The organism is Streptomyces sp. NPDC006602 (assembly GCF_042870385.1).
Lineage (GTDB): Bacteria > Actinomycetota > Actinomycetes > Streptomycetales > Streptomycetaceae > Streptomyces.
Genome location: NZ_JBIAHG010000012.1, coordinates 118780 through 139849, shown reverse-complemented (window position 1 = coordinate 139849; position 21070 = coordinate 118780). Strand labels below are relative to the sequence as shown.

Genomic DNA, 21070 nt, shown 5'->3' with positions numbered 1-21070 from the left:
TTTTTCCGGATTTTTTCGACTTTCACAAACCGGCACCCCTCCAAGAGCAGGTTTCTCCGTGATAAGCACCGCTATTCGCGTCGCCCGGGTGGGTAGCGCGGCAGAGCTGGCCGCGGCTGCCCTCATGATGCTGGGCTACCCCGCCCTCATGCTGGCCGCACTCGTCCCGAGCGTTCCCGCCTTCGCGGCGGCGACCGCCGTGACCTACCTGGCGGACCACTATCTGCACCGCAAGGGCAGTTATCTGATCAACCGCCTCAGCAAGGTGCGGGCCGGTCTGTCGATCCGCTTCCTGATCAGACAACTCCTGCTGATCCTGCTGCTGGCCCGCCTGTCCCTCTCGGACGGCCTGGTCTTCTACGGGGCGACCGCCTGCTTCATCGCGTTCTACGGCCTGCAGGCCCCGCATGGCGCGCTGGTCACCCTGATCCGCAACCGCCGCCGGATGCCGGTCGCCACCCGCAACATCGATCTGGCCTCGCGCATCCGCATCCCGGACGCCCCGCCGCAGGGCCTGCTGAACCGCTCGGCCGAGAAGATGCTCCACCTCGACCTCGCGGCCGTGGTCGGCATACTCGTCTCCGCCGCCACGGACTCCGCCCTCGCAGGTTTCATCGGCATCGGCGCCACCCTGGTCCTGGGTTCCCTGTACGTGGCGGCACTGCTGCCGTACGTCCGCGGCCGGAAGGTCCCGCCCAGCCCCGAGAAGGTGCTGGACGCGGTCGACGCCTGGCTGGGCGAGTACCGGCCGGAGACGGTGTTGTACTTCTCCGGCTCCAAGGACTCGGCGTACCAGGTCAACATGTGGCTGGAGACCATGGAACAGCTGGACTCCAGGCCGCTGATCATCCTGCGCGAGCGCGTCATACTGCAGAACCTGGCGCCCAGTACGGTCCCCGTCATCTGCGTGCCCGGAGGGGTGCACCTGATGAACATGGACCTGTCCACCGTGCGGGTCGCGCTGTACGCGGCGAACGTGGGCAAGAACATCCACCTGCTGCGCGTCCCGACCATGAAGCACGTCTTCATCGGCCACGGCGACAGCGACAAGCTGGCCAGCGTCAACCCGTTCAGCAAGGTGTACGACGAGGTGTGGACCGCGGGGCGCGCGGGCCGCGACCGGTACGCCATCGCCGACGTCGGCGTCCGCGACGAGGACATCGTCGAGGTCGGCCGCCCGCAGCTGGCGCCCATCCAGAACTGGCAGGGGGTGCCGGACGGTCGTATGGCGACGGTCCTGTACGCGCCCACCTGGGAGGGCTGGGACGACAGCCCCGGCAACACCTCCATCCTGCTGGCCGGCGAGAACATCGTGAAGAAGCTGGTCAAGGCCGACCCGCCGGTCCGTGTGCTGTACAAGCCGCACCCCTTCACCGGCACCGTCAGTGCCCAGGCCAAGGCCGCCCACCAGCGCATCACCGCCCTGGTGGCGAAGGCCGCCGCCCAGCGTGCCGCCGACCCGCGCTTCACGGCCGACGCCGCCGAACTGGCCGGGGCCAAGGCGGAGCTGGTCCGGATCGAGGCCCGGATCGCCGAGCTGGTCGGCAAGGGCGGAGAGAAGGGCGACGAGGCCGAGGCCACTCGCGACGGCCTGGTCGACGTCAAGAAGCACGAGGAGATCGCCCGGCTGCGGGCCGAGTGGAACGACGCGTACTGGCGTTCCCTCCCCGTCTGGGAGCACCGCGTCGTCTCGGGCGCCGAGCCGCGTCTGTACGACTGCTTCAACGTCTCCGACGCGATGGTCTCCGACATCTCCAGCGTGGTGTCCGACTTCATCGCGAGCGGCAAGCCGTACGCGGTCACGGACTCCGCCGGGCTCGGCGTGGAAGAGTTCAAGCGGCAGAACACGGCGGTGCGCGCCGCGGTGATCCTGTCCAACAGCGCGGCCGAGCTGGGCGCGCTGCTCGACGCGGTCCGCGACCCGGCGGCCGATCCGCTGGCCGAGGACCGGCGTGAGTTGAAGCAGTACCTGCTGGGCCCGGACGAGCCGACCTCCATCGAGCAGTTCAACACCGCGGTGGCCAACCTCGCGATCAAGGCCGACACGCGCAACGCCGGCCAGGAGTCACGGGCGGCGACCGGCGCCGCGGAGGCCGCGGAGGCCGAGGCGGAGCTTGCGAACGCGGTGCCCGCGCCGGGGGCGGCACCGGCGGGCGAGGCGGACGGTCTGACGGCGTGATCGCGGGCTGACCGGCGTCCTGGTCGAAGGGGCCCGGTTTTCGAGGGAGTGATCCTCGAAAACCGGGCCCCTTTTGCGTATCTCCTGGTGTGTGCCTCCGTCGATTCGCCGTCCTGCCTGCCGGTTCACCGTGTGATTCGGTTCACGAAAGCAGGGTGTCAGGGCAACCGGTTGCCGGAACCGGCCGTCTATCAGTTCGCCAATGAGGCGATACCGGGAAATGAGTCAGTGACTAGGGAGAAAGCGTGACCCTGACGCAGCCTGATGTGAGCGTGGTCATCGGGGCGTACGAAGCGATGCCGTACCTGGTCGACTGCCTCGCGTCCGTGGAAGCCCAGACCATCGACCCGACGCGCATCGAGGTCATCGCGGTCGACGACGGCTCGACGGACGGGACCGGGGAGTACCTGGAGGAGTTCGCGGCCCGCGCGGCCATGCCGGTCACGGTGATCCGGCAGGACAACTCCGGTGGCCCCAGCGGCCCCCGCAACGTCGGCCTCGGCAAGGCCGCCGGGCGGTACGTCTTCTTCCTCGACGCCGACGACCGGCTCGGGCCCGAGGCCCTGCACCGCATGGTCGCCATGGCCGACGAGAACGGCACGGACGTCGTCCTCGGCAAGGTCGAGGGCGTCAACCGGTCCGCGCCGAAGTCGATGTGGGGCAGGTCGGTGGGCCGTACCGACGTCTTCTCCTCCCAGATCAAGTTCACGCTGAGCGCGCAGAAACTGTTCCGCCGGGCCCTGCTGGAACGTCACAGCATGCGCTTCGACGAGTCCCTGTTCACGGGCGAAGACGCGCTGTTCACGATGGAGGCCTATCTGCGGGCCGACGGCGTCTCCGTGGTCGCCGACCACACCTGCTACTACCTGGTGGGCCGCGAGGACGGCAAGCACGTGACGAAGAGCGGGAGTTACGTCCTGCGCTTCGACTCCGCGCGCGCCCTGATGACCCTGATCGCCGACATGCTCCCGCCGGGCCCGAAGCGGGACGTGCTCATGGTCCGGCCCTTCCTCGTCACGCTGCTGTCGCAGTTCGGCCCCCAGTACCTCAAGGACACCGAAGAAGTCCGGCAGCACAAGTTCGAACTGGCGAAGCCGCTGATGGAGCTGTACTGGAACGAGGACGTCGCCCGCCGCCTCAAGGTCCACGAGCGGCTGCGGCTGCACCTGGTGGCGCAGGACCGGGCCGATCTCCTCGTCGGCGTCCTGGAGTTCATCAAGGCGAAGCAGGAGCCCACGGTGCTGCTGGAGGCGCGCGGCCGCAAGGCGTTCCTCGCCTACCCCCACTTCCGTGATCCGGCCGCGGGCATCCCGGACAGCTACTACGCCGCCACGACCCGCGAGACGGTCACGATCGAGGGCTTCCGGCCACGCACCGCCCACCTCCCGCGGCTGCGCCGCGCGGCCCGCCGGGTGCTGGCCCGCCGCGCGGCGTGACGCAGGCTCTCAGGTCTCGGGCGTGCTCGTGATGCCCTTGCAGGCGTCCGTGCTGTCGGCGGTGCCCGGGACCGCTGCGGCCTTGACGGCGTTGAAGTCCGCGACGTAGGCGTCGTGGTCCGTGTTGCTGTCGACCTTGAGCAGAGCCTCGTCGTTCTTGGTCAGGGCCGGTCCTGTGTAGTTGTGGCTCCCGGTCCACAGGACCTTCTGGCTCGCGGTGCCGTCGTACTTGCCCTCGATGAGCAGGAACTTGGAGTGGATGATGCGCGCGGCGGTGTCGGGATTGCCGTCGTCGTCCCAGTTGTAGCAGGCCAGCGTGGGACCGCCGGAGGCGTGCAGAGTCTCCCAAGTGCCGCTGGATGAGCCGCTGTCGGTCTGGGAGTAGACGATGTCGACTGTGCAGCCGTCGTTCTTGAGTGCCACGAGTTTCTGGGCCACCGCGAGCCGGGTCAGCTTGAACATGCCGACCCGCACCTTGGTGTGTTTGGTGGTGCCGCCCTCGGTGTAGGTGCAGGTGATGTTGTCGAGGACGCCGGTGATGGTGTCACCCGGTGACGGGTCGTCGGCGGGCCGCGGGAAGAAGTAGGCCTTGTACGGGCTGCTGGTGCTGGTGGAGTAGGCCCAGCTGTCCCAGTCCTTGCCCACGAGCTTGGCGAAGTAGTTGCTGTAGGCGGTGTACATGGACACGTTGTTCGCGATCACGTACCCGTCGTTCCAGAACCGGCTGTAGCTGGACGGCGTCAGATTCGACGAGGTCTGCACCACGACGTCGTACGCGCCGTCGAGCTGCGAGAACAGCCAGAACTTGTTGTGGTTGATGGAGGCGCCCTGCGAGGGCTGGCCGAGGCATGACTTGCCGACCGGACACAGCCCCACGAACGAGCTCTTGGTGAGATCGGTGCCCAGCGCCGCCTTCAGGATTCCGTACGTCGGATCGTCGGCGTTGCTGCTGACATCGCTCTCGTCCATCATCAGCTGGACGTCGACGCCGCGGGTGCGGGCGGCCGCGATGGCCTGGGCCAGCTCCGCGTCCCAGAAGTGGTAGACCGAGCCCTTGACGGACGACCCCGACGGCGACTGGCCTATGTAGTCGAGCAGTTGAGTGCGTATCGCCTGCTGCTCGGCCACGGTGCCGGTCGGCTTGTTGAAGACCGGGCCCGCGGTGACGGCCGCGGACGCGCTGTCGGCGAGGCCGAGTTGGAGTCCCGCGGCGAGTGAGAGAGAGATGAGGACTGCGGCGAGACGGCTTGAACCATGGCGTGATGCTGAGCGCACCAGACCCCCCTGACGCGTGTTCGAACATATAACTGTCGAGCGGATGTTGCCAGAGGGGTGAGTGTGACAACTAGTCATGACTTGCCGGACGATGCCTCACTGGATGCTGCTGGGAAGTCACTTGTCCGAATAGTGACGTGGGCATGACCTTAAGGTGACGGATGTCCCTTTTAATGATCTAGACATGACAGATGAGAAATTCTTACTCTCGGCGGACTTGTATTGATCTTCGTTCGCTTGGGGGTGGGAGCTTCGTGAGACGTTTGCGTTCTCGAAGCATGGCCGCCCTGCTCAGCAAAGGATTGCTGGCAGGGCTTTTGTCGGTCGTGGCGTTCGCGCCCTCAGCAGCGGTGGCGCTGCCGAGCGGTGACGAACCGAGCGTGCCGTCCAGGAAGTTGGACAGTCCGGTACCGCAGGCGGCCGAGACGTCCCAGACGAAACCGGCGAAGGTGAGCTGGCCCAAGGCCAGCCGCGGCACGGTGGCGTTGGGATCCGCTCCGGTCAAGGCGGCCGAGGGATCCGTGGTTTCGGTCCGCGCGGCCGAGCCCACGGCGAAGGCCAAGGGGGTGGCGGCGCACCGCGCGCCGCCGTCCAAGGTCGAGGTCGAGGTGCTGGGGCGCGGGAAGGCCGAGGCCGCCGGCGGTCTGGGGCTCGGCGTCCGGCTCGCGCGCCGGGACGGCGGGCAGTCGGCAGGGCCGGTGGAGATCTCCGTCGACTACTCAGGCTTCGCTCACGCGTACGGCGGCGACTTCGCCTCCAGGCTGCGGCTGATCAAGCTGCCGGCGTGCGCGGCGACCAACCCGGAGGCGAAGGCCTGCCAGAGCGGCACCTACGTACCGTCGAGGAACGACACGGACGGGCAGGAGTTGACGGCGACGGTCGAGGCCGCGCCGCAGGTCGAGCAGTTCTCCGGTATGGCGGCCCTGTCGGAGCCCTCTGTCTATGCGCTGACCACGGGCTCGTCGTCCGACAAGGGCGACTACCGGGCGAGCACGCTGTCGCCCACCGGCAAGTGGGACGTGTCGATGGGCTCGGGCGCGTTTACCTACCAGGTGCCGATCGAGGTGCCCGAACCCCCCGTGGGTGAGGCCCCGGACATCGCACTGACCTACAACTCCCAGTCGGTGGACGGCCGTACGTCGGCCTCCAACAACCAGGCATCCTGGGTCGGCATGGGCTGGGACATGAACCTCGGCTACATCGAGCGCCGCTACAAGAACTGCACTCAGGACGGGCACCCGACCTTCGGCGACCTGTGCTGGGACTCGCCGAACTCGGACGCGGACCCGAACGGCGCCGTCTACGTCATCAACATCTCCGGGATGACCACGGAGCTCATCCAGGACGGCACCGGCACCGGCACCTTCCGCATGCAGGACGACCCCGGCTGGCGGGTCCAGAAGCTCAACGGCGGCTACGGCTCGGACAACACGGACGAGTTCTGGGTGATCACCCAGCAGGACGGCACCCGCTACTACTTCGGCTGGGGCCGCTCGGAGCGCTCCCAGATCAAGACGAACTCGGTGCTGACCGTTCCGGTCGTCGGCGACGACTCGGGCGAGCCCTGCTTCAGCACGTATCCCAACCCCTGCAAGCAGGCCTGGCGCTGGAGCCTGGACCGGGTGGTGACCCCGAACGAGGTCGAGAACTCCTACTTCTACGACAAGGAGCAGAACTTCTACCGTTCGGTGGCTGCGGCCGACAAGGCCCGCTCCTACGACGCGGGTTCGTATCTGAGCCGGATCGAGTACGGCTGGTCCTCGCAGATCGCGGGTGCCCAGCTGCCCGCCAAGGTGGAGTTCCAACACGTCAACCGCTGTGTGGAGCGGATGAACGAGAAGGATCCGTTGGACAACACCCCACCGGACTGTCCGACGGTCGACGCGTCCCCGTCGTCCTACCCGGACGTGCCGGTCGACCTGATCTGCGACGGTCCTGAGGACGGTGAGTCCTGCGCGGGCAAGACGTACTACCCCACGTTCTTCCAGCGCGGGATGCTCTGGGACATCAAGACGTACGTCCGCGACAACGACGCGGCGACCTGGGATCTGGTGACGCAGTACCAGATGAAGTACGCGCTGATGAACCCTGAGGGCACCATCGACGGCACGCTCTGGCTCGACTACATCCAGCGCCGCGGCTACGGGGGCGACGACCTCACCCTGCCGACCATCAACTTCAACGGCGAGTACCTGGACAACCAGGTCGGCGGCTCACTGCTGAACTTCCGCCGGGTCAACAAGGTCTTCACCGACCTGGGCTCCACGGTGGCGGTCACCTACGGGCACGCGTCCGACGGCGACGTCTCCCGGCAGTGCGACGCCGCCAACCTGCCCTCACAGGCGAACAACGACTCCGAGTGCTTCTGGCAGAAGTGGACGCCGGAGGGCGAGACGACAGAACGGACAGGCTGGTTCAAGAAGTTCGTCGTGACACAGGTCGTGGTGGACCCCGGTGATCTCGGGGACGGCGATCCCGCGATGACCACGACGTACGAGTACGACGGGACGCCGGGCTGGCGGTTCACGGCCGACCCGATCGCCAAGGACGAGGACGAGTCCTGGTCGGAGTGGCGCGGCTACGCCAAGGTGCTGGTCACCACGGGTGCCAACGCCAACCGGCACTCCACCTACAACTGGCTGTACCGCGGTCTGGACGGCGACCGCACCTCCAAGACCGATGCCTCGCAGACCCGTTCGGTGAAGGTCACCGACTCCGAGGGCACCTTGTGGACCGACTCGGCCTGGCTGGCGGGCAAGCCGCTCGAAACCTCCATGCGTGACAACTCCGACAAGTCCCAGATGAGGGAGTGGCACGAGTACTGGCAGCACAACACCGCCCAGTACACGGGTCGCCCGGACGCCCGCATCGTGCGGGAGAGCAGGACGCGCACGCTGGAGAAGGTCTACGACTCCACCGACACGGACCTGTCGACCTGGCGTGAGCACATCGTCGAGAACGAGTTCGACGACGCCGAGGCCGCCTCCACCACCTTCGGCCTGCCGATGCGTGTGGACGACTGGGGCGAGAGCAACGTCTCCGACAACACGTGCACGGAGTTCGGGCGGACGTACAACACCGACCAGTTGGACGCGACCGGCACCAAACGGTGGATGGTGTACCAGGACGACGAACGGCACTACTCCGTCTCCTGCACTACACAGGCCCAGGACCAGGCCGGCGGACAGGACACCCTGCATCAGGACAAGCGGACCATCACGCTCTTCGACGGTGCCACGGCGCAGTCCGAGAACGACGCCAAGCTGTCCGACGGCAACGCGACCGAGGTCCGCACGTACACCGACGCCGCCACCTACCGCGCCACCAAGAACGGTTTCGACGACGCCGGGCGTCCGGTCAAGGCCTGGGACGGCAAGCAGAAGCTGACGACCACCACGTACAACCCGAGCACGTCCTGGCCGGTCGACGGCATCACGAGCACGACACCGGTCCCGGATGGGGGAACGGCGCTCACCTCGACGACCTACGTCTCCCGCTACTTCGGGGAGCCGTGGAAGACCGTGGACGCCAACGGCAACACCAGCCGGGTCGTCTACGACGCCATCGGCCGGACGATCAAGATCTTCAAGCCCACCGAGGCCGCCAACTATCCCGACGGCACCCCCTCGATGAAGTTCGCCTACTCGGTTCCGGTCGCCGCGTCCTCGACCGGCGTGCCCGACGTGGCGACCGGCGCGCCGGCGAAGGTGACCACCGAGGCCCTCCAGTCCGGCACCACTTTCCTGAAGTCGGTCGGCTACCTCGACGGACTCGGCCGGACACGGGAGATCCAGAACCCCGCGTCCTCGGGCACGGGCCGCACGGTGAAGGTGACCCGCTACGACTCGTCGGGCAACGTCGCCGGTTCGTCGGCGGAGTTCTACAACAGCCAGTCGGTCGACTCCGGCATGGTCAATCCGGCCGTCGCGGACATCCCGGCGTACAACGACCTGCAGGTGGACTGGGCCGGACGCACCACGCTGTCGCAGATCAGGGTGAACAACGTCGTGCAGCCGGCGAACAAGACCGTGACGACCTACGGCGGCGCCGATCTCACCACCGTCACTCCGCCGGTGGGAGAACCCAAGGACACGTACCGCGATGTCGACGACCAGACCGTCAAGGTGGTCGAGCACAACGGCTCCGAGTCCTACACCACGGAGTACGAGTACACGCGCAGCGGTGGTCTGAAGTACGTCCACGACTCGCGGGGCAACACCACCCACTACACCTACAACTGGGCGGGAGAACGCCTCAAGACCGAGGACCTCGACAGCGGCACCAGCACGAACACCTACGACGCCAACGGCAACCTTGAGACCGTCACGGACGGCACCACCGTTCTCACCCACGCGTACGACGCCCTGAACCGCCAGAAGTCGCTCTCGTCGGGCTCCACACTGCTCAGCGAGTGGAAGTGGGACACCGCCACCGGCGGCAAGGGGATGCTGGCGTCGGCCACCTCGTACGCCGGCGGCTACAGCTATGTGTCGAAGATCGACGCCTATGACGCGCGCGGTCGGGCCACATCGAAGACGACCGTCGTACCCAGTGACGGCAACGGCTTCCAGGGCAACTACACCTTCGCCTACCACTACGACGCCAACGACCAGACGACATCGGTCGACTACCCGGCGGTGGCCGGGCTGCCCGCCGAGACCGTCACCACCCAGCGCTCGGCGTACGGCGACCCGCAGAAGTTGTCCAGCGGGCTGGCGACCTATGTGTCGGGGGTCGGCTATGACGACCTGGGCCGGACGATCTCCCGTTCGTACGGCACCGCGGGCACCGGCACGAGTGCCACCCGCACCTTCGCCTACGACGACGCGGGCGGCGGCGGCTGGCTGAAGAGCGTCACCACCAACACACTGACGTCGGGGACCAGCACCAAGGTTCAGGAGGACGTCTACACCCGCGACAACGCGGGAACCGTCACCGCGCTGCGCGAGACCACCTCGAACCAGCAGCAGTGCTACACCTACGACGGCCTCCAGCGGCTGAAGGCAGCCTGGACCACGGCGTCCACCACCTGCAACACCACACCGCAGTCCGACTTCGCGGGCCCCGATCCCTACCAGCGCGGGTACACCTACGACCGACTCGGCAACATCCAGTCCGTGACCGCGACCACGGCGACGGGAACGACGACCAAGGACTACAAGTACCCGGGCTACAGCGCCGACGAGTCGGCTTACACCTCCGGCCAGGCGCACCCGCACGCGGTCACGTCCGTCACCACGTCGTCGGGCACGGACAGCTACGGCTACAACGCCAACGGCCAGCTGACCTCGCGCACGGTCGGCGGGGTGAACTCCTCCCTCGACTGGGACGCACAGCAACGGCTGACCAAGGTCACCCAGAAGAAGTCGACCGGCGACGAGGTGTCGACGTACGTCTATGACGTCGAGGGCAACGTCGTCCTGCGCACAAGCAAGAACGAGAAGGTGCTGTACCTGGACGGCCAGGAACTGCACTCCACCACCGCCGGAACCAAGGCCAGCCGCTACTACGCGATGGACGCCACCGCGGTGGCCGTGCGCGTGGCAAACGGCACCACCAACGGCACGCTGATCTGGCTCCTGTCCGACACGCAGAGCTCCACCCAGCTGATGGTGGTTCAGGCGACCGGCGTGGTCACCCGACGGCGGTACCTGCCGTTCGGTGAACAGCGCGGCAGCACCGCGCTGCCGGAGGGCCTCGACCGTGGCTTCGTCGGCAAGTCCGAGGACGACTCCACCGGTCTCTCCCTGCTGGGGGCACGGCTCTACGACCCCGGCCTGGGCCGGTTCCTGTCGCCCGACCCGCTGGCTACGCCCTATCTTCCGCAGAGCCTCAACGGCTACAGCTACAGCGTCAACAACCCCATCGCGTACAGCGATCCGTCCGGACTGTTCTTCAACTTCCTGTTCGGCGGCAGCTTCTGGCGCACGCTGTGGATCTCCCGGCACGACACTGCGGTGATGCTGAGGTTCATGGCACTCCAGTTCTACGCGATCAGGCACGGACGCGGAGGCGAGGGCGTCACCACGAGCCGTAAGGCGAACGCCATCAAGCACGGCTCGTACGCCAGCATCAACGTGAAGGACGAGAACAAGAAGAAGACCGGATACGCCGACCTCATCTACTGGACTGACAAGAAGGTCTACGTCTGGGAGATCAAACACAAGGAGTCGGCCAACTACAACTCAAGCACGCCGTCGGCAGAATCCACGGGCCCCGCTCAGCTCAAGAACTACATCAAGTACCTGACCAAACAACTGCGAGCGAAGGGGGACAAGAGACAGGTGGTCGCCGGTTTCAAGTTCGCTCTTCCACAGTCGACCGTCAGCAGCCGGGGTGACGAAATTATCACCGTCCGCTCGTCGTCGAAGGCCGCGGGAATCGAGGTGTACACCTATACGAAGGCGAAGAAGATAGACAAACCCAGTCCGTCGCCGATACCGCAACCGAATCCGACGACCGTACCCGAAAGGGTGCCCCAGCCGGCGAATCCGTACCAGCCGGCACCGGGCGCGACGCAGCAGGCACCGCTGCCGGGCGCGGAGACCAACAACGAGTGGGGCTGGGACTGGGGGACGGTGTCGACGCCCGACTCCAGGGCCGCGGGGGCGCTCGCGGCGGTGGCACTCGTGACCGCGCTGCTTCTGAACCCGGCGTGACGTCCCTGCACCACGATCGGTCGCCGAGGCGGCCGATCGTGGTGCAGTAACCTGCTCCTGGCGTCTGTGAGGCCCGGTGCGCAAACGGAGGATCGAAAGGGGCGGGACATGGCCGTGCAGCAGGAGACCGGGCTGAACCCGAGTCTGCGTGCGGAGATCAACCTGCCCTGCTCGGGGGACGGTTCCTCCTACCGTCAGGTGGCGGAGTCGTGGTTCACCTCGGCTCTGGCCGAACTGGCCGGGGCGCTGAAGGAGGAGTTCGGGTACGACCTGGACCTCTCCGCCCGCGCCTCGGCCATCACGGGGGGAAACAGCACCTACGGGGCTCCCGGAAGCCTTTGGGCCTCCCTGCTCGTCACCCGGTCCTCCGGACGTCAGGTCGAAACGTATTGGTCGCCGGAGAACTGGCGGAAATTCCTCAAGGATGTGGAGAAGAGGCCACCCGCGGCCAAGGTTCAACTCGCGGTGATCGGCAACGACGGATTTCCCGGTGAACCGTGGCTGGACGTCTCCGTCGTACGGGAGAGGGATGCCTCGGACTGGATCTCACTCATCGCGGTCCGCACCACCGAGGAATTCGGCGATCCCCGTACGAGAAACGATGCCCAGCGCCGCTGGACCGAATTCCTCAGGTCCCAGGCGCACGCCCATGAGGCCGTCCTCTTCGGCAGCATCGCGGACGACGCGGAATTCGTCACCGACCGCACCGCCCTGGAGGCCACGCTGGGGCTCTTCCAGGACGACACCTTCCCGGAGATGGACTCGGTCCTGCGCGGCTACTCCTGGATCACGGTCTGTTCGCCCGGAGTCGTGGAGGGGCTGGGCGGTGTCGGCCACCTCCGGGACAGCGGCGCCTTCTTCGCGGTCGAATCGCTGACACGCGGAGGCGCGCTGCTGCGGGCGACGGAGAACATCTGGGAGTACGGGCCCGCCGCGGTGTACGCGGTCTTCCGGGCACTGGCCCCCGCACTACCCGCGGGCGAAGCCGTACCGGCCATCTCCTCCGACACCGTGCGACTGGCCTCCGCGGATCCGGCCGAGCTGTGACGAGCCCGCCCCTGTGAACCCCTGACTCCGTGACGGACGGGCGGCCGCCTACGGGGCTGCCGACTCCTGCGCCTCCTCCGCGATGTCGAGGCCCTCCCGCGGCCCTGGGATCGCCGTTCCCGCAGCCATCCGCGCCTCCGCCCGCTCCGCCGCCGCCCGGCCCAGTGCCCGTACCGCGCCCTCGAAGCGGACCTGGGACGCCGGCGACGCGGGACCCAGCAGGTGGAGCTTCAACTCAGCCCGGGCCTTCACCAGTTCGTCCTGCTCCGGATGCCGTACCGCCTCCAGCAGCCCGGGCACCCCACCCCCGTCCGGCGTCAGCACGGTCGCCGCGCGCACCGTCGCGAACATCTCCCGGAACGCGTGCTCCGGCAGCCCGCTGGTGTTGGCGACCGCGTAGGGCTTCCCGCTCGCCAGGAAGTCGCTGACCACGCTCGACACGTCGCTGATCAGCAGATCGGCCCGGTTGAAGCAGGCATACAGCGTGGGCCGGGCATCCGTCACGATCTGGTGCTCCCACTCCGGCAGCGAGGCCCAGTACGCCTCCTCCCAGGCCGCCGTCGCCCGAGCCACCGCCTCGGCCCGCCCCGGCTCGGGCGTGGACTGCAGCAGCATCCGCTCGACCTGGTCGGCGCCGGACCGGCAGTCGATCGAGGTGAGGGCGTCCAACTCCTTGGTGAGGCGGGCGAGTTCGCCGTTCGCGGCGGGCCGGTCCCCGGTCCGCTTCCGGTTCGCCGCCCGGATCAGCTCGCGGATGAGCAGGTCCGCCTCCCCGGCGCGCGGGTCCACGGATCCCGTCAGCGGGTGCGGCTTGTAGAGCAGCCGTACGCCCGGATCCGCCAGCAGTTCCCGTACGAGGTTCTCGCCGGCCTCGATCACCGACGTGTTGCCGGGGTTGCCGTCCCAGCCCTCCCAGGTGGGCGCGTACAGGACCGTCGTGTACGTCCCCGTCGGCGGGCCCGCGTACGGCCGTACGGCGTCCAGCTGCGGGCGGCCGATCTCCACCACGTCCTTGTCCTCGACGCCGACCTCGGCCAGCGCGTACCGCTCGCGCGCCGCCGGACCGGCCACCCACACCTCGTCGTACGCCTTCGCGTACGGGTTGCAGGAGGACAGCTTGTCGCTCTCGCCGTGGTTGACGAAGGTGTGCTTGAGGGTGGGGATCCGCAGGACCTGGGAGGTCTTGCCGGAGTTCGAGGGGTGGATGAGGACCTGGAGCGTGGAGTGCTCCAGGCGCATCAGCGTGGACACCTTCGGCAGACAGACGATCGGCACGTCGGTCGCTGCGATCTTCTGCACCATGAAGCGTTCGCGCAGCACGATCAGCGGACGGCCCTCCAGCCCGGCGAGCGGCTCCAGCCACATGTTCGCCTGGTACGCCGAGGACGCGCCGCCGGAGAAGTAGAGGCCGACGGTCGGCTTGTACTCGTCCAGCCACGCGTCGAACCAGTCGAGCACCTCCTGCTCGCCCGCCGGACGGCGGCTCGGCAGCAGCCGTACGAGAAGGTCGAACAGGCCCATCACCGCGAGCCCGAGGGACAGGGCGATTCCCAGGGCCGCGCAGCGCAGGTCGTCGGTGGCCACCGTGGCCAGCAGGCCGGCCGTGGCCGGCAGGCCGAAGACCAGCAGGCGGTGGCCTGGGTGGCGCAGCAGGACGGGCGGGGCGGGGGACAGGCGAAGCGCGGAGGCGTCGATGTTCCGGGTGACCACCGGCAGGGTGCGGGTGCGGCGGACCAGGACGGACAGCGCCTGGATCGCGCAGTGCAGCGCGTAGAAGGCGAGCAGACCGGCGACGAGCGGGGCGTAGACCGTCTCCCGGTCCTGCTCGCCCAGCCGCACCAGCCCGAAGACCAGCAGCAGGTCGCGCAGTACGTGCCGCACGGTCAGGTCGGCGTGCGACTTGGCGAGCACCGTCACCATGCCGTGCTGCCATCTGTGCAGCACGCCCTCCGCGGCCACCGAGGCGACGGTCGCGGCGAGCAGCAGCGACAGGTGAGGGAGTAGCGCCCCGACGGCCTGGACGGTGAAGGCGGCCGCGAACAGTGCGGTGAGCAGTGCGCGGGGCGCGTGCCGACGGAGCAGGAGCCCTGTCGGGTTCGTCCACCGGGCGTGGAACAGTCCGGCGAGCCGCCGGCGGGGGAGGGGTTCAGACACTGCGGTCACTCCAAGGTCGGCGCAGGACGTCGTGCGCACGGGTTAACGGCCGCCGACCACCGGACGACACGCACGTGTCCGGCAGTGCCCTGGAGTGACCCGGTTCGTACCTGACCCGCATCGAGTACGGCTGGTCCTCGCAGATCTCCGGCGCCCAACTGCCCGCCCGCGTCGTCTCCCAGCACCTCAACCGCTGCAAGGAGCGGCTGGAGGAGCCCAACCCGCTGGACAACACCGCCGCGAGCTGCCCGACGATCGACTCCTCGCCGGACTCCTATCCCGACGTCCCGACGGACCTGATCTGCGACGGCTCCTCGAACGACTACGCCTGCGCCGGCAAGACGTACTACCGACCTTCTTCCAGCGCGACCTGCTCTGGGACATAACCACCCAGGTCAGGGACAACAACGCGGCCGAGTGGGACACCGTCATGCAGTACCAGATGCGGTACGCGATGGTGAACCCAGAGGGCGAGGTCGGCGGCCAGCTCTGGCTCGACTACACCAGGGCCGCGGCTACTCGGGCACCGACATCACCCTGCCCGCCATCAACTTCGACGGTGACTGGCAGGACAACCTGGTCGGCACCGGAGCCCTCAACTTCCGCCGGGTCGAGCAGGTGGTCACCGACACGGGCTCGACGATCGACGTGACGTACGGCCACGCCACGGACGTCGACGGCACGCTTTCCCGCCAGTGCGACGAGTCCAGTCCACCGTCCCAGGCGAACAACGACTTCGAGTGTTTCTGGCAGAAGTGGACGCCCGAGGGCGAGACCGAGCCACGCACCGGCTGGTTCAAGAAGTTCGTCGTCACCAGGTGCAGGTCGACCCGGGCACCTACGACGACGGCGACCCGACGATGACGACGACGTACGAGTACGACGGCGCGCCGGGCTGGGCGTTCACCGCGAACCCCTGGTCAAGGACGAGGACGAGACCTGGTCCGACTGGCGCGGCTACGGCAAGGTCCTGGTCACCACCGGCGCCAACAGCAACCTGCACTCCACCTGCCACTGGCTCTACCGCGGCCTCGACGGCGACCGCACCTCCAAGGCCGACCCGTCCCAGACCCGTTCGGTGAAGGTCACCGACTCCGAGGGCACCTTGTGGACGGACTCCGCCTGGCTGGCCGGGCAGGTCCTGGAGACCTCGACCCGCGACAGCGACGGCAAGTCGCAGAAGCGCGAGTGGCACGAGTACTGGGCGTACAACACCGCCACGTACGTCGGCCTCCCGGACGCCCGCTTCGTACGGGAGAAGAAGCTCCGCACGCTGGACAAGGCGTACGACTCCAGCGACTCGGACCTGTCCACCTGGCGTGAGCACGTCGTCGAGACCGAGTTCGACGACACCGGGGCCGCCTCCACCACCTTCGGCCTGCCGATGCGGGTAGACGACTGGGGCGAGAGCAACGTCTCGGACAACCACTGCACCGAGCGGCCGCGCCTCCAACACCTCCGACATGCCCGACGACGCCACCGACACCATCCGCTGGATGGTGTACCAGGACGACGAACGGCACTACAACGTCGGCTGCACGACGGTCCAGAGCGACAAGACGGCCGGCGCTCCCTTCGCCCATCTGGACCGGCGGACGGCCACGTACTACGACGGCTCGACCACCTGGGACGACAACAACACGGCGCTGGTGGACGGCAATGCGACCGAGGCCCGGGTCTACACGGACGCGGACGTGGACAACGCCCAGGTCACGAAGGCCACCTTCGACGACGCCGGTCGCGTCGTGAAGACAATCGAGAGAAGGACGACGGTCACGCGTTCCTGAGTGACGACCAGGCTGATTTCCTCGGCGTGGTCGGCGGTGGCTGGGCATCGCGGCGATGGCCACCTCCGCGACGCCGGCGGGACCCGTGCTCGGCCTGCTGGCGGTGGGCGTGGGTATCGTCGTCGCGGCCGATGCCTGCATCGTGGACCCGATGAGCCTGGGATGCGCCGGCGGCCTTCTGGCCATCGGCGGAGGCATCTCGGAATGGCGAAGGCCGGTGAGCTGGTCCGTGGCCTCTCGACGGTCAGGACCGGTGCCACGACCGCCGGACGAGCCGTTGCGAGCGGTGCCCGAAGTGTCTGGGGCGGTGTCAAAGGCATGTTCGGAGGCTGATGCCGTGCCCACCTGCCGCTCTGCCGGTTCCGGCCGGCTCAGCGGCAGCCCGACCCGAGGAACGCGATGATGTATCGAGTAAGTCCCTGGTGGGACCGGCGTCTGGTGGCCGCGATGGTGGTCACCGTGGGCGCGGGCGCCGTGGCGCTGGGCTTCCGCTCCCTGACGGAGGTCACGGTCCTGAACGTCTCGGGGCTCGTCAGCCTGCTGAGCGTCCTGACATTCGTGGCGAGGATCCAGTTCGTCCCACTCGTCCGCTACGACCGGACCAGGCTCGTGGTCCGCAATGTCGGACAGACGCACGAGATTCCCTGGGCGTCGGTGCGGCGCCTGAACTGGGACGTCAGGAGCGGAAGCCTGAGCCTCACCCTGGACGGGGACCGGACTGTCCCGGTCCAGGCCTTCAGCCGCTGGCCCTCCTTCGGCCGCCACAGGAAGGTGATCGCAGAACTGGAGCGGGCGCGCGAGCAACAGGACGAGGTCGGCCGGACCGGCGAATTCACGGTCGTACCGGCGCAGGGGATCGTGGAGCTGCTCCTCTTCCTGCCGATCGTGGTCCTGGTGCTCGCGCTGCTGGTGAAGGGCGCGCTGGCCCTCCTGTCCTGACGAACTGCTCACTCGTACGACGGCCGCGTCCCACCACCCGGGACGCGGCCGGTGCGTGCTACTGCCGTCCCGACTGCAGGGCCCGCCGGATCGGCCCGCCCACCGCCCGCCGTGCCCGCCGGTACACCGAGGCCGACGCCGAGGCTGCGGTCGCCGTTGCTCTGGCACCGGCTCGTGCCAGCTCCCGCTTCAACTGCTCGTTGTCCCTTGACAGTTCGTCGATACGGCCGTTCAGCCAGCCGAACCGGGAGGTGAGAGAGGCGAGGTCCGTGTCGTTCCAGGGGCGGATGCCGGCCGGGAAGGACAGGGCGCGCATGCGGTCGTCGAAGGCGGTGCCGCCGTCGCCGTGCGTGAACGTGTTCTCCAGGCCGTTCCTGTCCAGGAACTCCGTGAACCGCTCGAAGCGCTCGTGGTGGCCGCCGACCAGCCCGGTGAAGTCGGCCTCCTCGTACAGCCGCGCCGGGTCGAGATCGTTCGGCAGCCCCTTGATGAGGCGGTGCGGGATCTCGAAGTAGCGGCACAGCTCCAGCGTCCGCGAGTCGCCGCACAGCACGGTCGCGGGGGTGCCCGCCAGCAGCGCGGCGATGTTGCCGTGGATGCGGGAGCCGAAGGAGAAGTCGAAGCCGCGCAGATCGTCGATCCAGGTGACGGGGTCTACGTAGACGCGGACCTTGTCCTCCCGGTACATCGGGTGGTCGGGGTGGGTGGGCATCGACGTCACCCGGCCGTTGGCGTCCGACAGGTCCCGCCAGTGCAACTGCCGTGCGTCGCTGATGTTCTGGCCTATGAAGCGCAGGTGCGGGTAGCGCTCGTGGGTACGGCGGATGATCCGGTCCAGGCCCTGCTTCTGCACCGCGTTGTGCGAGCCGTTGACCGCGATGCGGGAGTCGGCGGTCAGCGCCGACGCCCGCTTCTGTACGGCGAGTTCCTTGCCGTACAGGAACAGGGACGGGCAGCCGATCACCTCGACGTCCCGGAATCCCATGTCCTTCAGGTACTTCTCGGTGAACTCGCCCCGCACCCCGATCGACGCGCTGCGGTCGAGTACCGCCGAGACGAACTCCCGTACCGACGGCTCCATCGGCTTCAGCCGCGACGGGTTGTAGTCGAGCCCGGACTGCGCGCCGACGCCGACCACCACGACCGGGATGCGCAGCTTGCCGATCAGCCGGGTGAGCCGCTTGAGCTGCCCCTCGAACGACGGCCGGAACGCGTTCGCCAGCGGTACGACGAAGGCGTCGTACTCCTCGTTGATCCGCTCGGCCGCCGCCACGTCGGTCCTGACCCCGTTGGAGACGATCTCGGTCCCCGGTGTCTGAAGGATCTTGTGGGTGGCATCACTGAAGATCAGGTTGCCGGAGTTGGTGGCGATGACGTCCCGGTGGAGGGCTTCCTCGACGGGGACGATGTCGTAGGGGCTCTTCCCCGACCTGAGGAGGATGCGCTTCGAGGGGCGAACGTTGTGCGACACGAACCTCAATTTAAGTTTTGCCAGAGTTTCATTTCTATAAGCAACCAGCACAACCTTTTTGCCGTATGCGAAGCGTGAGCAAACAGTGACCTGCAGCGTGTCCGGGGGCTGGACCGAGGCGCGCCGAGGGGCCCCCTTCGCGTAAATTGCGGAACAGCCGAGGTGCGAGGGGACGGAACGCAAGGTGGCAGGGGCAAGACAGGCCGTGAGCGAGGCCCGCAGGATCGTCGTCAAGGTGGGTTCCTCGTCGCTGACCACCGCCTCGGGCGGGCTGGACGCCGACCGGGTCGACGCGCTCGTCGACGTCCTCGCCAAGAGCCGCAGCGGCGGCGAGCGGGAGATCGTCCTCGTCTCCTCCGGCGCCATCGCCGCCGGCCTCGCCCCGCTGGGACTGCGCCGCCGGCCCAAGGACCTGGCCCGCCAGCAGGCCGCCGCCAGCGTCGGCCAGGGTCTGCTCGTCGCCCGCTACACCGCCTCCTTCGCGCGCTACGGCATCCGGGTCGGCCAGGTGCTGCTGACCTCCGACGACATGAGCCGCCGCGCCCACCACCGCAACGCCTCCCGCACTCTCGACAAGCTCCTCGCCATGGGTGCCCTCCCGATCGTCAACGAGAACGACACGGTGGCGACGGACGAGATCCGCTTCGGTGACAACGACCGGCTCGCCGCGCTCGTCGCCCACCTCGTCCACGCCGACCTGCTGGTGCTGCTCTCCGACATCGACGGCGTGTACGACGGCGACCCCGGCAAGCCGGGCACCTCGCGGATAGCGGAGGTACGTGGGCCCGCCGACCTCTCCGGTGTGGACATCGGCAGCGCGGGCAAGGCGGGCGTCGGCACCGGTGGCATGGTCACCAAGGTCGAGGCGGCCCGGATCGCGGCCGCCGCCGGCATCCCGGTGGTGCTGACCAGCGCGGTCCACGCGACCGACGCGCTGTCCGGCGGCGACACCGGTACCTACTTCCACCCCGCCGACAAGCGCTCCGCCGACCGGATGCTGTGGCTCCAGCACGCGTCCACCCCGCAGGGCTCGCTGACCCTGGACGACGGGGCGGTGCGCGCGGTCGTGGACCGTCGCAAGTCGTTGCTGCCGGCCGGAATCGCCTCCGTCGAGGGCGAGTTCACCGCGGGCGACCCCGTCGAACTGCGGGACGGCGAGGGGCACGCGGTGGCCCGTGGACTGGTCAACTTCGACGCCAAGGAGATCCCCCGGCTGATCGGCCGCTCCACCCGGGAACTCGCCCGGGAGCTGGGCCCGGCGTACGAGCGCGAGGTCGTGCACCGGGACGATCTGGTGATCCTGAACCCCTGAACCCCTGAACCCCTGAACCCCTGAACCCCTGAACCCCTGAACCCCTGAACCCCTGAACCCCTGAACCCCTGAACCCCTGAACCCCTGAAAGCCTGCCGCCGCCCGTGAACGCCCGCCGCCGGACTCCGGCACACCCGAAGGCCCACCCGAAAACGGGGTGAACGCCCCGAGAAGGGCGTCGCCCTCAGGTGGACGTTCCGCAAAACCGACCACGCGGACGCCCCCGGCCTGCTCAACTTTGTCCCAGGGACACGTTCCGCAGGACCACAAGCACGAGCGCTGCTCGGCCATCGGGAAAAGGAGGCCGTCGTGAGACGAGTGCGCCCTGGGGCGTCGGCGGCCCGCGGGGATACCGACGGCGCCTCCTCGCGCGCGGCCGGCGAGGAGCGTGCCCTGACCAGCGTCGCGGCCGGCGACCGGTACGAGGAGCCGAAGGACCTGCCACGCCTGTGGCACGTCACCCTCAGCGTCTCCGGCAAGGAGACCCCGCTCAAGGAGGTGCGACGCGGCCTCGAACAGCTGGCCCACGACCATCCCTTCCTGCTGACCAGCAGGTACGCCAACGACCACGCGGAGATCCGCTACTGGGAAGAGGCCCGCGACCTGCACGACGCGGCCGCCGTCGCCCTGCGCCTGTGGGGCGAGCACCGCCAGACCGCCCAGCTCCCGCCCTGGGAGATCGTCGGCCTGGAGGTCATCGACCGCGAGACCTACCACCAGCGCATCGCCGAGGGCTACGGGCCGGCACCGGCGACGCCGGTGGGCGTTCATCCCTTTTGACCCTGTCTCGCGGTGTGGAACGACCGGTGGA

13 protein-coding genes are annotated in these 21070 nt (G+C 68.2%); 9 read left to right on the top strand and 4 right to left on the bottom strand.

Annotated elements, in window-relative coordinates; translation table 11 throughout:
- Positions 1-88: 88 nt before the first annotated feature.
- Together ACFYO2_RS27940 and ACFYO2_RS27935 are read left to right on the top strand one after the other, a co-directional pair.
- On the top strand, positions 89-2179 hold the full coding sequence (locus ACFYO2_RS27940; RefSeq protein ID WP_388354536.1) for a hypothetical protein: 2091 nt from the start codon (positions 89-91) through the stop codon (positions 2177-2179).
- 245 nt (positions 2180-2424) lie between these two features.
- A complete protein-coding gene (locus ACFYO2_RS27935) occupies positions 2425-3615 on the top strand; it encodes a glycosyltransferase family 2 protein (protein ID WP_388354534.1) in 1191 nt (396 codons plus the stop codon).
- A gap of 9 nt (positions 3616-3624) precedes the next feature.
- On the opposite strand, the gene ACFYO2_RS27930 is transcribed toward ACFYO2_RS27935, so the two are convergent.
- The gene (locus ACFYO2_RS27930; RefSeq protein ID WP_388354532.1) at positions 3625-4890 is read right to left on the bottom strand and encodes a phospholipase D-like domain-containing protein; all 1266 of its coding nucleotides are present in this window, start codon (positions 4888-4890) and stop codon (positions 3625-3627) included.
- 278 nt (positions 4891-5168) lie between these two features.
- On the opposite strand from ACFYO2_RS27930, the gene ACFYO2_RS27925 reads away from it, so the two are divergent.
- Positions 5169-11549: an RHS repeat-associated core domain-containing protein gene (locus tag ACFYO2_RS27925; protein WP_388354529.1), complete on the top strand. Its 6381-nt coding sequence runs from the start codon at positions 5169-5171 to the stop codon at positions 11547-11549.
- A gap of 108 nt (positions 11550-11657) precedes the next feature.
- Positions 11658-12596: a hypothetical protein gene (locus ACFYO2_RS27920; RefSeq protein WP_388354526.1), complete on the top strand. Its 939-nt coding sequence runs from the start codon at positions 11658-11660 to the stop codon at positions 12594-12596.
- Positions 12597-12644: 48 nt separating this feature from the next.
- Here ACFYO2_RS27920 and ACFYO2_RS27915 read toward each other — a convergent pair whose 3' ends face one another.
- Positions 12645-14678, bottom strand: a complete 2034-nt coding sequence (locus ACFYO2_RS27915) for a hypothetical protein (RefSeq protein ID WP_388354795.1) — start codon at positions 14676-14678, stop codon at positions 12645-12647.
- Between the two features lie 489 nt (positions 14679-15167).
- On the opposite strand from ACFYO2_RS27915, the gene ACFYO2_RS27910 reads away from it, so the two are divergent.
- On the top strand, positions 15168-15614 hold the full coding sequence (locus ACFYO2_RS27910) for a hypothetical protein (protein ID WP_388354524.1): 447 nt from the start codon (positions 15168-15170) through the stop codon (positions 15612-15614).
- A 156-nt stretch (positions 15615-15770) separates the two neighbouring features.
- Here ACFYO2_RS27910 and ACFYO2_RS27905 read toward each other — a convergent pair whose 3' ends face one another.
- Positions 15771-16103 (bottom strand): hypothetical protein, encoded by a 333-nt coding sequence (locus tag ACFYO2_RS27905; protein ID WP_388354521.1) that lies wholly within the window; start codon positions 16101-16103, stop codon positions 15771-15773.
- Positions 16104-16213: 110 nt separating this feature from the next.
- Here ACFYO2_RS27905 and ACFYO2_RS27900 point away from each other — a divergent pair, with 110 nt between their 5' ends.
- Positions 16214-16537: a hypothetical protein gene (locus ACFYO2_RS27900; RefSeq protein ID WP_388354518.1), complete on the top strand. Its 324-nt coding sequence runs from the start codon at positions 16214-16216 to the stop codon at positions 16535-16537.
- Positions 16538-16936: 399 nt separating this feature from the next.
- A complete protein-coding gene (locus ACFYO2_RS27895) occupies positions 16937-17476 on the top strand; it encodes a PH domain-containing protein (protein WP_388354515.1) in 540 nt (179 codons plus the stop codon).
- 58 nt (positions 17477-17534) lie between these two features.
- Here the strand turns inward: ACFYO2_RS27895 and ACFYO2_RS27890 are convergent, their stop codons facing one another.
- On the bottom strand, positions 17535-18947 hold the full coding sequence (locus ACFYO2_RS27890) for a polysaccharide pyruvyl transferase family protein (protein WP_388354513.1): 1413 nt from the start codon (positions 18945-18947) through the stop codon (positions 17535-17537).
- A 205-nt stretch (positions 18948-19152) separates the two neighbouring features.
- Between ACFYO2_RS27890 and proB the strand changes: the two genes are divergently transcribed.
- Together proB and ACFYO2_RS27880 are read left to right on the top strand one after the other, a co-directional pair.
- On the top strand, positions 19153-20259 hold the full coding sequence (gene proB / locus ACFYO2_RS27885; RefSeq protein WP_388354793.1) for a glutamate 5-kinase: 1107 nt from the start codon (positions 19153-19155) through the stop codon (positions 20257-20259).
- 318 nt (positions 20260-20577) lie between these two features.
- The gene (locus ACFYO2_RS27880; protein ID WP_388354791.1) at positions 20578-21039 is read left to right on the top strand and encodes a hypothetical protein; all 462 of its coding nucleotides are present in this window, start codon (positions 20578-20580) and stop codon (positions 21037-21039) included.
- Positions 21040-21070: the final 31 nt, after the last annotated feature.